Genomic DNA, 14849 nt, shown 5'->3' with positions numbered 1-14849 from the left:
GACAGCAATTAATGCTAAACTTTTTATAGTTTTAAATTTGTTAGTTTCACTATGACCGCGAAAAGTTTATACGCCTATACCCTACAGCCTGTGATCTACGAAGTTTCTGAAGAAGAACAACGTCACGCACAACTGGTAATTTGGCGCAGTACCAATAAAATTGGCATGAAAGCATGGATTATTATGGGTGTGATTGTTGCCCTTTCCATTTTAGGCATTCTGCTATTAAAAAATTATTCGACAATTTTCTGCTGGGTTGCCATTGTCTGTGTGGTGCTCTACCTGCTGGTGCGTAAATACGGCTTGGAATGGTACGTTAAGCGAAAAATGAATGAATTTCCTGTTCAAGAAATTAAAGGGATTCGTTTAGGCGTACAGCCGCACGGTATCGTGATGCGTCAGCAAATGGGCGCTCAAGAAGGCGTGGGTGCAATTGGCTGGAAAGATGTGTATGAATGGTACAACACCCCTGAATTTATTTTGATGAACTTCAAAGTAAAAGGTCAGCAAGGTGCTTATATTCTGCCTAAGCGTATGGACAGCAAGAACTTTTCGTTCAACACCATTCGCAAGCATTTGACTGAAGCTGCAGGCGAAGCCAAGCAAATCTAAATATCCCTATTTAAAAATAAACCTCTATCCCCTGTGATGGAGGTTTTTTTTGCTTAAAATTAAAACAATGAACGATAATGAGAATAAATAGCATTTGCATTAACTTCATCTCTGCATTATTCTGCATCACAATTCATACTCAACAACCAACGCTTATGCTGAAGAAAGCCTTTTTCCAAATTCACTGGTTCCTTGGTATTACTGCAGGACTGATCTTGTCACTCATGGGCGTGACAGGTGCGATTTATTCCTACGAACAAGAAATTCTAAAATGGATGAATCCGAACAGTTATCAGGTACAAGTTGAGCAGAAAGCCAAACTAAGCCCTGCAGAAATTTATCAACATTTTCAGCGTACCCAACCTGACTATAAAATTAATAGCATCACCGTTGCAAAAGACCCGGCTGCATCTTCAACCATCAATATTGCGAAAGAAGGTGCAAAACGTGGACAAAATATCCTGATTAATCCTTACTCGGCAGCAGTGTTGCCTGAAATTCGGGGACGTGAATTTTTCCAGTTTATTCAGCAATTACACCGCAACTTAACCGTAGGGCCTATTGGTAAACAAATTACAGCCGCATGTACCCTCATGTTGTTGTTCTTTGTGTTAAGTGGCATTTACCTACGCTGGCCGAAACGCCATTCATTTAAACAATGGTTTGCGCTCAAACCTCAATTAAAAGGACGTAATTTTATTTGGGATTTACATGCCGTAGTAGGTACATGGGTGGTGATTTTCTATCTAGTTTTGGCATGCACAGGACTGTATTGGTCGTATGAGTGGTGGCGCAATGGCATGTTTAAAGTCATGGGTGTGGAAAGACCACAAGCGCAATTGCAAGCAGATGGACGCAACAAACCTGTAAATTCAGATGCTCAAGCACTTCATCAGGCTGCGCAAACACAAACTGCAGGACGCCGCGCAAACACTACAAAACCAGCCAAGCAGAATACGCTGGATCAGGCACAAATCAATCTTGCATTGACTCAGGCATGGCAGCATTTCCCGCAGCAATTGGGGCAGGATTATTCCAGTATCACTTTTAATGTGCCTAAACACGCCAATAGTGAAATTGAAATTAACTTTGTCGATGTCATTCCACAACATGAACGTGCCCGCAATAACGCAACTTTTGATTATCAACAAGCACGTATTACTCAACTTGAATTATATGTAGACAAACGGTTTAATGAAAAAATCATGAGCAGTATGCTGCCTGTGCATCGCGGTAGTTTCTTTGGGCCTGTTTATCAATTTTTAGCCATGCTTTCTGCATTGATGATGCCGCTGTTTTTCGTCACAGGTTGGATGCTGTATTTAAAACGTCGTAAACAAAAGCGTTTGACTCTTGCTGCACGTCAAAACCAGACTCAATTTCAGATCGACCCAAATGCTGCACACTGGCTCATTGTCTATGCCAGCCAAACAGGTACTGCCGAACAATTGGCATGGCGCACCGCTACTAGTCTGCAAGAAGCACATCAGCCTGTCACAGTCAAAGCCCTGCAACATCTCAGCCTTGAAGATCTTAAAAACACCACCCAACTGTTATGTATTGCTAGCACTTATGGCACAGGTGATGCACCCGATTTGACCTCAAGTTTTGTGAAAAAAATCCTACCGCAAACCTGTGACCTGAGTCATTTGCGTTATGCAGTACTGGCTTTAGGTTCACGTGAATATGCAGATCATTACTGCCGTTTTGGACATACGATTGCTGCATGGCTGCAACGTAATCAAGCACATGCCTTGTTCAATACCATTGAAGTAAATAATGCCAATCCTGCAGACATACAGCGTTGGAATCAGGCTTTGGTACAGGTCACACAACTTGACTTACCAAGTATGCATATCGAAAAAACTTTTGATACATGGACCTTACAGCAACGTGACTTGCTAAATCCCAACAGTTTAGGCGCACCCGCCTTCAATATTGAACTGTTAGCACAACATGATGTGCATTGGTCTGCAGGTGATATTGCAGAAATTCAGCCTGAAAACAGCACTGCACGGATTCACGCCTTTTTAAAACAGCATCAACTCGATGCCAATACAATTCTTGCTGATGGTCAGCAAACCTTAGTACAGGCTTTGGCAGATAAAGACCTCACCGCGCCAATTCAGACATTTAAAACTGCGGATGAATTATTGGCACAACTTTCACCCTTGCCTAGTCGTGAATATTCAATTGCCAGTATTCCTTCACAACAGGTTTTAAGACTTGTGGTGCGTCAAAAATTCGATGCTCAAGGCGAGCTTGGCTTAGGTTCAGGTTGGTTAACTGCACATGCTGCACTTGGGCAAAATATCGCATTACGCATTCGCAATAATCCATCTTTCCATTTAATTGATGATGACCGCCCAATTATTTGTATTGGCAACGGTACAGGGCTTGCAGGATTAATGAGCTTATTGCATGCACGTACCCGCCTGAATTACACCCAAAACTGGTTGTTTTTTGGTGAACGTCAGCAAGCGCACGATTACTTTTATCAGCACACCATCGAGGCTTGGCAAAGCACAGGTATGCTACAACGCCTTGATTTGGCCTTTTCCCGTGATCAAGCCGAAAAAGTCTATGTACACCATAAGTTACGCGAACAGGCTGAAGAATTAAAACGCTGGATTGAACAAAATGCCGTGATTTATGTCTGCGGTAGCATTCAAGGCATGGCCAGTGATGTCGACCAAGCCTTAAAAGATATTTTGGGTGAGACTCAACTGGAACAATTACGTCAGCAAGGACGTTATCGCCGAGATGTGTATTAGGATTTGTTGACACTTTTTAAATGGCTTGCGCTGTAGCTCTATAGCTAAAACTTGGCAATTCACCCAAGTTTTATCCATAGCCTCAGCCGAAACATAATTCAGTTGAGGCAAAATTTTTCAGCAGCTTCGGCTATACTGTTTGTACAGCATCACAGTACAATAAAATTATGCAAGGCATGCAAGCAAGTCACGTACAAACACAATTTAGTCTATTTAAAAGAATATTGAGTAGCCTAATTGGATTAATTTTAGTATTGGATGGTGCCTATCTCATCAGCTTAAAGAAAATTCATTTCGGCACCGTTTTACCTGTTTTAATAGGCACGATGCTGCTGTGTTATGCGATTTTCTATACTTGGATTCAAAGCCACTTAAAACAACATACTCGCTTAGATGGGCTGTGGAAATTCGGTTGGGGCATATTTTGGCTGTGGTGCATCAGCCTGCTGATCTTTTTTACTTATATTCATTTCAGTACACAGCAGCAAAATACTGTAGACAACAATGCTAAAGTGGTGATTGTACTCGGCAGTGGCATTGAAAATGGACAACCATCGCCCACGCTTGCCAAACGACTGGATACCGCAGCCGCTTATGCCTTAGCGCATCCACAAAGTTATTTAATAGTCAGTGGTGGCCCTGCTTTTGCGGAACAACTCACCGAAGCGCAGGTGATGTCCAACTATTTGCAACAACGTTATGCAATTGCAGCATCACACATTATCTTGGAAACCCAAAGCACCAGTACGGCACTTAATTTGAAAAACAGTCAGCCCTTGCTGCATACATTAGGCACAGATAAAACCCAACCGATTATAATTGTCACCAGCGACTTTCACACACCACGTGCAGCAGCCATTGCCAAACGACAAGGATACACACAGTTCAGCATGCTCAGTGCAACGACACCACTCTATACCCGCTATAACGCATGGTTACGCGAGTATTTTGCTTATATCAGTGGTTGGCTGCTGAATGAGTATTAAAAATAAAATCTAGCAAGCAGATCGCTTAATTCAAACGTATCGAGCGTGGTAAAGGAATTTGCATATCTTTAAAAAATTCAGGTTTTTGCATATACACCTGATACAAATAATTTTTTAGATCAAGCAATAACTTTTCAGGGGCAACCAATACATTCTGCCCTTCTGGACTTAGATTCATCGAAATATTGGTGGCTTCCTGACGTAAAAATGGAATCACTTTTTCAATAAAATCTTTCAGTGAAATTTCTTCGACTTGATAATTGGCCCAATTGTCTTTAATTAACAGTTTTGCCAGACTTTTATTTTGCCACATTGCAAAAGCACGTTGCCCTGTAGGCGTGGCACAGAGCGCCCAGCCATCTTCATACAATGCAAAAACATGCCCCTGAGACACAATGGTTTCAATAAATTGCTTGTAAATATCTTGTGCATTATAAGTTTGCGTTGCTTGCTTAGATGCAGCTTTACGTTGATAAGGATTTCGCATAAGTCACGGATATTAGTATTATTATTAAATAAAAATTCTAGGCGAATTTAGTGCAATACGCAAGAAATATAAGATAAAGGAGGATGAAAGGATATGGTGGGCGCTGACGGGATCGAACCGCCGACATTCTGCTTGTAAGGCAGACGCTCTACCAACTGAGCTAAGCGCCCTGAATATTAAAAAATAACATCGTTATTTTTTATGATGCAAGACAAGCGAAGCACGTCGTCTTGAACTTTGAAATACATTTTTCACATCAGGGAATGAAAAATGGCGCAGCGGACGGGGCTCGAACCCGCGACCCCCGGCGTGACAGGCCGGTATTCTAACCAACTGAACTACCGCTGCAACGGTAATTGCGTTAAGCAATTAAGGTCTTTTTTGTATATATGACAAGCATAGATACTAAAATATGGTGGGCGCTGACGGGATCGAACCGCCGACATTCTGCTTGTAAGGCAGACGCTCTACCAACTGAGCTAAGCGCCCTGATAAGATCAAAACAATATTTTGTTCTGATTTTGCAAAACTGTCAAACTTTGCATTATTTCAGTTTAAGTCTATCAGGCAACCTAAACTTTTCTTTTGAATGGCGCAGCGGACGGGGCTCGAACCCGCGACCCCCGGCGTGACAGGCCGGTATTCTAACCAACTGAACTACCGCTGCATCGCAAAAGAATCTGGTGGGCGCTGACGGGATCGAACCGCCGACATTCTGCTTGTAAGGCAGACGCTCTACCAACTGAGCTAAGCGCCCTCAAAAGCAATTTATGTAAATGGCGCAGCGGACGGGGCTCGAACCCGCGACCCCCGGCGTGACAGGCCGGTATTCTAACCAACTGAACTACCGCTGCACTTACACAAAGTCACTATTGTGGTACAAACAATGGTTAAAGAATCTTAAGTGGCGCAGCGGACGGGGCTCGAACCCGCGACCCCCGGCGTGACAGGCCGGTATTCTAACCAACTGAACTACCGCTGCACGTAAGAATCTATAACGTAAAGGCTTGGTGGGCGCTGACGGGATCGAACCGCCGACATTCTGCTTGTAAGGCAGACGCTCTACCAACTGAGCTAAGCGCCCTTAACGTCTTTATCGTTTGTGAGGTGCATTATAGAGAATCTTTACCGCCTGTCAAACGCTTTTCGGCTTGTTTTCAGTTTTTTGTGACTGAGTGATTAAAAAATAGGTGATCCGCTATAAAAACAAACAAATTCTGCAAGTTATTTTAGTTTTCAAGCAAAATTAATGTGCTTTTCAACTTGTTAGCTCTGCAATCTATCTGCTCAATATGTTGGTTTTTTATGTTGTGATAGATACAACTTTATTCAATTGACTCGCACCATCAACCAAGCAAACCTAAGCTATTTAAATCTAGCTTGTGTTCAGAAATATAAACCAAGGCTTTTTCTGGAATCAGTTCATACAATTCTAAAATATCGTGGTTACGCATCCGAATACAGCCATGCGATGCAGGAATTCCCATCGGCTCTGTATCTGGTGTGCCATGTATATAAATATAACGCTGAAAAGTATCGCAGCCAATGCCTTGATTAAAACCTTCTTGCAAACCACTGAGCCATAAAATGCGGCTTAAAATCCAGTCCCGTTCAGGAAATTGTTCAGCTAAATCTAAATTGTAAATTTCACCTGTCGGTTGACGCGCAATAAATACTGCATTTTCAGGTTCATTTTCACCAAATTTTAAAGCGACTTCATGCCAGCCACGTGGTGTTTTACCACTATTTTCAGTTTCACCAATGCCATTCACACCACTCGAGATGACGTAGAGTTTCTGATGCTTCGGCAAATATAAAGTTTGCTCGGCTAAATCAATCAAAATATCTGCTTGTGTGTATAAAAAAGACATTGCGCTACCCTATTCTTCTTCTTTCGTGGGCGGCTGTGGTTCAGGACGTAACCACAACCAAATACACACCACCAACATGGTGGTATTGGTAAAAATTTTGACCGCAACGGGCGCAGTTGTGAACAGCATGATCACGGCACTAATACTCATCATGATCGTTGCAAACCATTTGGCTTTACGCGGTACAGTACCATTGGCGCGCCAATCTCTGAGTGTACTGCCATATTTAGGATGATTCAGTAACCAGTTGTCCATTTGCGGCCAACCGCGTGACGATGCCCAAGCTGCTAAAATCAAAAAAACTGTAGTAGGCATACCCGGCAACAATGCACCAATAAAGCCAAGGATGACAAAGATCACCACTAAACTTCGCCATAACAAGCTTTGCATACCACTGTCCTAAACTACGAATTGCGGTAGTATAAAGCGTTTTTTAATTTTCCGTTGTAATTCTGCATTTTTCAGCATGGATTCATAATGATTGAGTTGTATCAACCCGAACTTCTGCCCGAAGTATGGCTGACCTACAAAACCCCACTCATCCGTCAGTTGGCTTTTAGTGTGGCAAGTCCGAATATTTTATGTGCTGTGCCTGAGCAATTGCCCATTCAACATGCTTTTGAATTCCATTCAGATACTTTTTGGCAGCAGCATTATCACGCTTATCAATCACGTTTAGCCTATTTAGATTCACATCCAGAAGCAGTGTACGACTTTTTAAATCAACTGAAAAGCACCCGTTTAGGCTTACGCTTTGAAATGCTGATGTGGTTTTGGCTGCGTGATCGTGATTATCATCCCTTCGAATTATTGGGACACAGTATTCAAATTATTGATGGCGCTAAAACTGTGGGTGAACTGGATTTTTTACTGCACAACCATGACACACAGCAGGTTGAACATTGGGAAGTCGCATTAAAATACTATTTAGCCGAAGCGGATTGCTCTTTGGCACACTGGTATGGTTTAAACCGCTCCGATACTTTGGCGCGTAAACTGAATCATTTTAGTCAAAAGCAATTTCAATTTAAGCAAGCCTTGGATGTGCCGATTCAACGCCGTTTTGCTGTACTCAAAGGACAATTGTATTTCGCCATACATCACTTGGCACAATCATCTACAACACTTACGCCACACTGGGTTAATCGCGCTCGTCGTTTAGGTCTTTGGGGGTGTGATATTCCTGCCCAAGCAGAACGGTTTTATCGCCTACAACGTCATGAATGGATTTGTCAAAATGCTCAAGCCAGTAGCCTACCGAATCAATGGTGGGGCGATGGTTTGTATTATCAAGAGGCACATTCACAATTTTATATGTATCGCGCTGCACCGCTGATTAGCTATCCCCCTTTAACACGCTGAATAACTGTTTCAACATTTTATTACGTAAGCACCATAAAAGTTGCCTATTTATTATTCTGTTTATTTCCTAAGCTAAAAAACACATCAAAATAATCTATCTAGAGCATATTGGAGATGATCATGAAAAAAATTCTAGTGACTTCACTGCTATTAACCTTTGTTTTAACGGGTTGTAATACAATTAAAGGCGTGGGCGAAGACGTATCTTCTGCAGGTCATGCGGTGAGTAACACTGCTGAAAAAACCCAACAAGAAATTCGCAAATAATTCTGAGTATTTCACGAATATCTTCACAAAAACCACAAAAAACCTTGTTCTCGGACAAGGTTTTTTTCACGCTAAAATTTCACTTTTGTTGCATTATTCCCCTATTATTAGCACTTACTCTTGATAAACGTCTGAAACTCTCATGACCTCTTCTGCTACTCTGGATTTAAGCCTTCAGCTTTTACGCCAACCGTCTGTCACTCCTGTCGATCACAACTGTCAAAACCTCATGGCAGAACGCTTAGAAAAAATTGGATTTAAGATTGAATCTATGCGTTTTGACGATGTAGATAACCTCTGGGCGCGTAAAGGTACAGAAGCACCTGTCTTTTGCTTTGCAGGTCATACAGATGTTGTACCGACAGGCAATTTAGACGCATGGAATACCGATCCATTTGTACCTGAAATTCGTGATGGCAAACTTTATGGTCGTGGCAGTGCCGACATGAAAACAGCATTGGCAGCCATGGTCGTTGCCTCTGAACGCTTTGTCGCCAAACATCCTGACCACAAAGGCTCAATTGCCTTTTTAATCACCTCAGATGAAGAAGGCCCATCCATTAACGGCACCGTAAAAGTTGTAGAAACGTTGGAAGCTCGTCAGGAAAAAATGACTTGGTGTTTGGTCGGTGAACCTTCAAGTACGCATAAACTTGGCGATATTATTAAAAATGGGCGTCGTGGTTCACTGAATGGAGTCTTGACTGTAAAAGGCAAACAAGGTCATGTGGCTTATCCACACTTGGCAATTAACCCGATTCATACCGCGTCTAAAGCGATTTCGGAACTGTGTGAAACGGTGTGGGATCATGGCAATGAATACTTCCCTGCCACCTCATTTCAAATTTCAAATATTCAAGCAGGAACAGGTGCGACCAATGTTGTCCCAGGTAACATGACGGTGACCTTTAACTTCCGTTATTCGACTGAAGTGACTGCAGATGAGCTAAAAGCACGTGTCTTGGAAATTTTAGATCGCCATCAAGTGGATTATGAAATCGAGTGGACGCTTTCAGGTTTGCCATTTTTAACCCCTGTGGGCGAATTGGTTAATGCTGCACGTCAAGCCATTCGCAATGTCACAGGTGTTGAAACAGAATTATCGACCAGTGGCGGTACATCTGATGGTCGCTTTATTGCGCCGACAGGTGCACAAGTGTTGGAGTTAGGCGTACTCAATGCCACCATTCACCAAATTAACGAGCATGTTGATGTGGCTGATTTAGAGCCATTGGCAGAAATTTATGAACAGATTTTGGAAGGATTACTAACTTAAATCCAATAAGATTAGTTGCATGAAGCAGAAAAGGAACTCTATTTGAGTTCCTTTTCTATTTTACAACGGAGAAAATTGCGTTTAGATCGTCAAATTTTCTTGAATGTATTGCAAATTAGGCACATGAAAGACCTGCTCACCCATACGGACATATTGGAATACCGCAGGATCAGTCGTGGTTTGCTGGTCATCATCTACCACTTCAGAAATACGCAAGCGCAGGGTTTTAGGCATTTCATTGCACATCAAAGCAAAACGCTGCTCCATTTCATCGCCTTCAATAACCAGTGCCACGCCCATTTTTTTCTCTGGGTCATTGACCGCATAAACAGGCAATTGCGATTCGTGCCATTCCACAGTTTTAACTTGAGTGGCGTTATCCAGCGCTGACAACACAATATTTTGAGGTATCAGCATCGGTTGTTTACCATGACATTCAACAATATAAGCATCAATAAAACCGGTAGATACGGTAATTAAATGTTGCAGCTCTTGCTGACTGATTTGCCCGAGTAAATTTGGACTATTCGTCTGACTCATCGTTTACCCCTGACTAACTGCTAATAATTGTTCAATATTGGCAAGCAATTCTGCCTCTTGGAACGGTTTACCCATGTAGTGCGTCACACCCAAGCTAAACGCTCGTTCGCGGTGTTTTTCACCTGTACGTGACGTAATCATGATGATCGGCAGATTGCTATGCATGTCGTGGTGGCGTACAAGGTTAGTCACCTCAAAACCATCCATACGTGGCATTTCAATATCCAGTAACATCAAGTCAGGTTTGACGTTTTCAAGCTGCTCCATGGCATCGACACCATCTTTGGCAGTCACGATGTCATAACCTTGACGCTCAAGCATACGTGAAGTTACTTTACGTACGGTGACTGAGTCATCCACAATCATAATTAAGCGGCGTGTATCACGACGTTGGCTATCACGTTGATCGCTGGCTTGTTTAGTACGTTGCGTTGCAAGAATTTGACGGGCAATGTTCTGACCATCCAAAATCAAACAAACTTGACCATCACCCAAAATAGTTGCGCCTGCAATTGCACCAATGCTTGAGAACTGTTGTCCAATTGGTTTCACAACAATTTGACCACGCGAACCAATCAACTGATCGACTAGTAAAGCAATGGTTTGACCTGTGCTGCCTTTAATTAACAGAACAGGTAGTGAATGACCCACATGGCTTAAACGCGGTAATGGCTGATTGCCAACGAACTCAGATAAGTAACGTAACTTGTAGTTCTGGTTGTCAATTTGGAAGAAATCTTCATTGCTGTTGAAGTAAGATTCCAAAGTGGTTGGTGCAATACGTACAATACGGTCAATTTGCGCCAACGGTACAGCAAATTGTTGATCACCAACTTTAACCATTAAGGCATCGGATACCGCAACCGTCGTTGGTACACGAATACTAAAGGTTGTGCCTTGACCTAATGTTGAATCTACAGAAACGTGACCGCCGAGCGCCTTAATCTCACTTTGCACCACGTCTAAACCAACGCCACGACCTGAAATTTGTGTAACCGATTGTGCTGTTGTAAAGCCTGGGTGGAAAATGTATTGCAGAATTTCGTTTTTATCTAAATTCTGATCGGCTTTGATTAAACCTAAGCTCAATGCTTTTTCTTTAATCTTGGCATCATCAATACCCTTACCATCATCCACAAAAGTCACCACAACATCTGTGCCTTGACGGGTAATGTTCAGTTCAATTTTACCAACTTCAGGTTTATTGGCTGCAGCACGTTGTGCAGGGTCTTCAATCCCATGGTCGACCGCGTTGCGCAGCATGTGTTCAAACGGTGTCACCAAACGCTCTAGAATGGTACGGTCTAATTCACCTTCAGTGTTATAAACCACCAGTTCTGTCGGACGGTTTAAGGTCGATGAAGTCTGACGCACAATACGTTGTAAACGTGGCAATAAACGTGAGAATGGTACAAGGCGTGTACGCATCAAGCTTTCTTGAATTTCAGCCTGAATACGTGATTGTTGTAATAACAAACCTTCGGCATCACGAATTTTTTCAGCCAAGGTGCTCTTAAAGTCCACCAAGTCCGATGCAGATTCCGCCAGAGATTTAGACAACTGATTCAACGATGAATATTGGTCCATCTCTAATGGGTCAAAGTCTGCATAACGTGAGTTTTCAGAACCATGCTTGGCAATAATTTGCGATTCCAGCTCGCCTTCCATTCGGCGTAACTGATCGGCAAGACGTTTAATCGCCAATTCCATCTCATTCAACGTACCGCCCAGTTGCCCAAGCTCCATTTCAATACGTGAACGGTTAATCGAGTTCTCGCCTGACAAGTCAATCATCTTCTCGACTAAATCGGCCGAGATACGAATCATCTCATTGCTATTATCCAGCTGTGTGGTTTCGCCCCACTCACCCGACATTGCAGGCGGCTCTGTACCATCACCCTGAACAAACTCATAACTACGGCTTGGCGATAACAAGTCGGTATGCGTTAAACGCTCAGGCAATTGTGCAGATACATCCACAAACTGCATTGCCGACAAGCTAGATTTTAAGCTGTCATAATTGCTGTAATCTGCTTTGAAAATTGCATCACGCAACCACGCCAACGTGGTTTGCAATAAAGCATCATAAACATTTGAGTTAAATTGATGCACAGCAAACTGTTCAAAGGCACTTTCAAGTTGATAGGCGATTTGCGCAACAGACTCAATTTCAGCCATACGTGCACCGCCTTTTAAGCTGTGCGCCGCACGTTGTAATTGAAGCAAGATACTTCGGTCACTACGCTGTTCAAACCATTGTTTCAAGCGCTGATCTGCAGCATCCAAAATTTCTTCCGCTTCTTCTCTGAAAGTCTCAACCACAATTGAATGTAATTGCTCATCTTCAGATTCAGCACTTGCTTCAAGACTTACAGTTTCTGTGATCGGCTCAAATGCCGCAGCAGCAGCGTCTTCAAAATGTGCATCATCAGCAACAACTGCGTCATCTTCAGCTAAATCTGCAGTTGTATCTTGCAACGCTTCTACCGCCAACTCAGGCTGTGCATCAACTTCTTCTACTGCCTCAATAGTCTGTTCAGGCTGCGCTGCGGTTGTCGCACTTGCAACTGACACATCTGCATCGCCTTGTGCCAAGCTAACAATGTTGCCTAAAATTGCAATCGACTCTGGCGCAGCATAGTCCACACGCTCATCACGAATGGTCTGAATACGGTCTGCAATATCATCTTGCACCAAACGAATAATTTGAATTAACGCAGGTGAAACAACAATTTGGTTGTTAATGATACGCTCGTAAATCGACTCAAGGTTGTGTGCAATTAAACCAATATGCGTCGCAGAAATCATATTTGCACCACCTTTTAAAGTGTGCAAATAACGCATTAAGTTGTTTAAAGCCGAAGTATCGCTGGCGTCTTTTGACCAAGTATTGACATCTTCATCCATACCCACCAAAAGCTCTTCTGCTTCTTCCAAGAAGATATCCAGCAAGTCAGGATCGAAGTCTTTATTGGCATCATCGGCATGCATGTTTTGTTGATCTGATGCAATACGTTGTGACAATTGCGCCAAATTCACTGTGCCCGAATTTTCGCTAGCAACTGCAGCAGGCACCGCTTCAGGTTCTGCAACAACTGTTGTTTCTACAGCATTGTCGCTCACTGATGTTTCAGCATCTTCAAGTGCAATTGCATCAATGTCTTGCTGCACAAATGCAGTTAAGTCATTTAAGGTTTTCTGAATGTCTTCTGTAACCGTAACACGCTGTCCCGCAGCCAAGGTATCGAATAAATGAATAAACTCTTGGTGTGCCTGTGCAAATAACTCATAACCATATTCAGAGTTAAGCAGAATTGGTTTGGCTAAAACACTGTCGTAAGCAGCTTTAAGTTCTTCAGTAAATTGATGAATACCCACAGACGCACGGTTATCGGTATGCTCTACCAACAATTGCGCTTGTGCGCTGAGTTCTTCTAAATAGCTTGGGAATTGCGCTTGCGCCAATTTATCAAATTCAAATTCGGCATCAAGTAAACGATCAATATTCAGTTCGATTAGCTTCGATACTAAACCTTGAGGATTAGAGTCTTCTGTATCGCTGGTGCTAAAGCCGTAGCTATCCCATGCTTTATTAAAAGTTGCATAGATTACATCTAAACCATCACAGTGACCTTGACGAAGTACATGCAGATAATCCCGGACAAATTCTGCATATTGCACCAACAGCGCAGTTTCTTTTGATGTAGATTCAATTTCATCTTGTACAAACGCTTTAAACAAGTTTTCAACTTTAGAACTGGCTTGAAAAACTTGATCAATTTGCGCCATAGACGAACTGCCGCGCAGTGTATGTAATGCACGGATTAAGCCATTATAGTCTTGTGAGTAAATCTGATCTTGTGCCAAGAACTGATCAATGGTCGCTAAATGCTCTTCAGCTTCTTCTACAAAAATAGCCAGAGTTTCAGCCAATAGACTCGCATCAGCAGCCTCTTCTTGTGCAACTTCTGTCTGCGGCATTTCTTCAGCAGTCATTACATCTTCAGATGATTCAACTGCTGCGACAGCTGCTGTTTCAACTGCAGCATCCGTCAATTCTAGTCCTGTCGGCATATCAGTGGCAGTCAGTTGATCTGCTAAAACCAGCAACTCTTCCAATGCAGGTTCAGGACTTTGGTTTTGCTGTAATTGTTGTCCTAAAAGCACCAATGGGCGTAAATCAAGATCAATTAAACCGACTTGCTTAAAAATTGGATAAAGCTTGTATTGATAAATATTTAAAACAGTTTTTGCGTATTTTTGAATATCAGTATTGAGTGTTACCGCACCCGAAAGCACACGGTTTAAAGTATCTTCAACCGTCCATGCCAACTCGCCCGCAGACTTCGCACCCACCATGCGACCCGAGCCTTTTAAAGTGTGAAAGTGACGACGAATAGTTACTAAAGTTTCTTGATCTGTTGGGTTCGCAAACCAAGTTGTAAATAATGGATTTAATTCTTCGAAGATTTCTTCAATTTCTTCGACAAAAATTTCAAGAATTTCCGCATCTTGCTCAAGATAACTATCTTCAGGAAGCGTCATTGTTTCGACTAAATTTTTTAATATTTCTTTCATAGCTAAGGCTTCTTACGTTTTCAGCACCAAAAGGCACTTCAACTTAATTGTAACCATCCTGAATGCCCCTAACCCAAAAGTTAAGTTCATCTTTGC

11 protein-coding genes and 8 tRNA genes are annotated in these 14849 nt (G+C 42.5%); 6 read left to right on the top strand and 13 right to left on the bottom strand.

Annotated elements, in window-relative coordinates:
* The first annotated feature begins 51 nt into the window (after positions 1-51).
* From FTU71_RS10040 to FTU71_RS10030, 3 genes are all read left to right on the top strand, one after another.
* Positions 52-612: a YcxB family protein gene (locus tag FTU71_RS10040; RefSeq protein ID WP_004977388.1), complete on the top strand. Its 561-nt coding sequence runs from the start codon at positions 52-54 to the stop codon at positions 610-612.
* A 155-nt stretch (positions 613-767) separates the two neighbouring features.
* Entirely contained in the window at positions 768-3386 is a 2619-nt protein-coding gene (locus FTU71_RS10035; RefSeq protein ID WP_180111936.1) for a sulfite reductase flavoprotein subunit alpha, read from the top strand.
* Between the two features lie 167 nt (positions 3387-3553).
* Positions 3554-4372, top strand: coding sequence for a YdcF family protein (locus FTU71_RS10030; protein WP_180111935.1), 819 nt, complete (start codon positions 3554-3556; stop codon positions 4370-4372).
* A gap of 25 nt (positions 4373-4397) precedes the next feature.
* Here FTU71_RS10030 and FTU71_RS10025 read toward each other — a convergent pair whose 3' ends face one another.
* The 11 genes from FTU71_RS10025 to FTU71_RS09975 form a co-directional block, all read right to left on the bottom strand.
* Positions 4398-4859 (bottom strand): DUF2750 domain-containing protein, encoded by a 462-nt coding sequence (locus FTU71_RS10025; RefSeq protein ID WP_004977378.1) that lies wholly within the window; start codon positions 4857-4859, stop codon positions 4398-4400.
* 94 nt (positions 4860-4953) lie between these two features.
* A tRNA-Val gene (locus FTU71_RS10020) sits at positions 4954-5029 on the bottom strand.
* Positions 5030-5130: 101 nt separating this feature from the next.
* A tRNA-Asp gene (locus FTU71_RS10015) sits at positions 5131-5207 on the bottom strand.
* Positions 5208-5272: 65 nt separating this feature from the next.
* Positions 5273-5348, bottom strand: a tRNA-Val gene (locus tag FTU71_RS10010).
* A gap of 101 nt (positions 5349-5449) precedes the next feature.
* Positions 5450-5526 (bottom strand) — tRNA-Asp (locus FTU71_RS10005).
* A gap of 14 nt (positions 5527-5540) precedes the next feature.
* Positions 5541-5616 (bottom strand) — tRNA-Val (locus tag FTU71_RS10000).
* A gap of 20 nt (positions 5617-5636) precedes the next feature.
* Positions 5637-5713: transfer RNA gene (locus tag FTU71_RS09995), tRNA-Asp, on the bottom strand.
* Between the two features lie 51 nt (positions 5714-5764).
* Positions 5765-5841: transfer RNA gene (locus FTU71_RS09990), tRNA-Asp, on the bottom strand.
* Between the two features lie 26 nt (positions 5842-5867).
* Positions 5868-5943 (bottom strand) — tRNA-Val (locus FTU71_RS09985).
* A gap of 262 nt (positions 5944-6205) precedes the next feature.
* Entirely contained in the window at positions 6206-6730 is a 525-nt protein-coding gene (gene elsL, locus FTU71_RS09980; protein ID WP_004968267.1) for a cell wall-recycling L,D-carboxypeptidase ElsL, read from the bottom strand.
* Between the two features lie 9 nt (positions 6731-6739).
* Complete coding sequence (locus FTU71_RS09975; RefSeq protein ID WP_004968265.1) at positions 6740-7120, bottom strand: YbaN family protein; 381 nt, start codon at positions 7118-7120, stop codon at positions 6740-6742.
* Between the two features lie 87 nt (positions 7121-7207).
* On the opposite strand from FTU71_RS09975, the gene FTU71_RS09970 reads away from it, so the two are divergent.
* From FTU71_RS09970 to dapE, 3 genes are all read left to right on the top strand, one after another.
* Positions 7208-8092 (top strand): DUF1853 family protein, encoded by an 885-nt coding sequence (locus FTU71_RS09970; protein ID WP_179989694.1) that lies wholly within the window; start codon positions 7208-7210, stop codon positions 8090-8092.
* Positions 8093-8212: 120 nt separating this feature from the next.
* Positions 8213-8359, top strand: coding sequence for an entericidin A/B family lipoprotein (locus tag FTU71_RS09965; RefSeq protein ID WP_004968261.1), 147 nt, complete (start codon positions 8213-8215; stop codon positions 8357-8359).
* Positions 8360-8501: 142 nt separating this feature from the next.
* Positions 8502-9635 carry a succinyl-diaminopimelate desuccinylase gene (gene dapE, locus FTU71_RS09960; RefSeq protein ID WP_004968259.1) on the top strand — a complete coding sequence of 378 codons (1134 nt, stop codon included), beginning with the start codon at positions 8502-8504 and terminating at the stop codon, positions 9633-9635.
* Positions 9636-9716: 81 nt separating this feature from the next.
* Here the strand turns inward: dapE and FTU71_RS09955 are convergent, their stop codons facing one another.
* Positions 9717-10175 carry a hypothetical protein gene (locus FTU71_RS09955; RefSeq protein ID WP_004975530.1) on the bottom strand — a complete coding sequence of 153 codons (459 nt, stop codon included), beginning with the start codon at positions 10173-10175 and terminating at the stop codon, positions 9717-9719.
* Between the two features lie 3 nt (positions 10176-10178).
* The gene (locus tag FTU71_RS09950) at positions 10179-14753 is read right to left on the bottom strand and encodes an Hpt domain-containing protein (RefSeq protein ID WP_180111934.1); all 4575 of its coding nucleotides are present in this window, start codon (positions 14751-14753) and stop codon (positions 10179-10181) included.
* Between the last annotated feature and the right edge of the window lie 96 nt (positions 14754-14849).

The sequence above is a fragment of the Acinetobacter sp. YH12136 genome, assembly GCF_013418545.1.
Taxonomy (GTDB): Bacteria; Pseudomonadota; Gammaproteobacteria; order Pseudomonadales; family Moraxellaceae; genus Acinetobacter; species Acinetobacter towneri.
The sequence above is the reverse complement of the archived record's forward strand: the minus strand, read 5'-3'. Positions and strand labels throughout refer to the sequence as shown.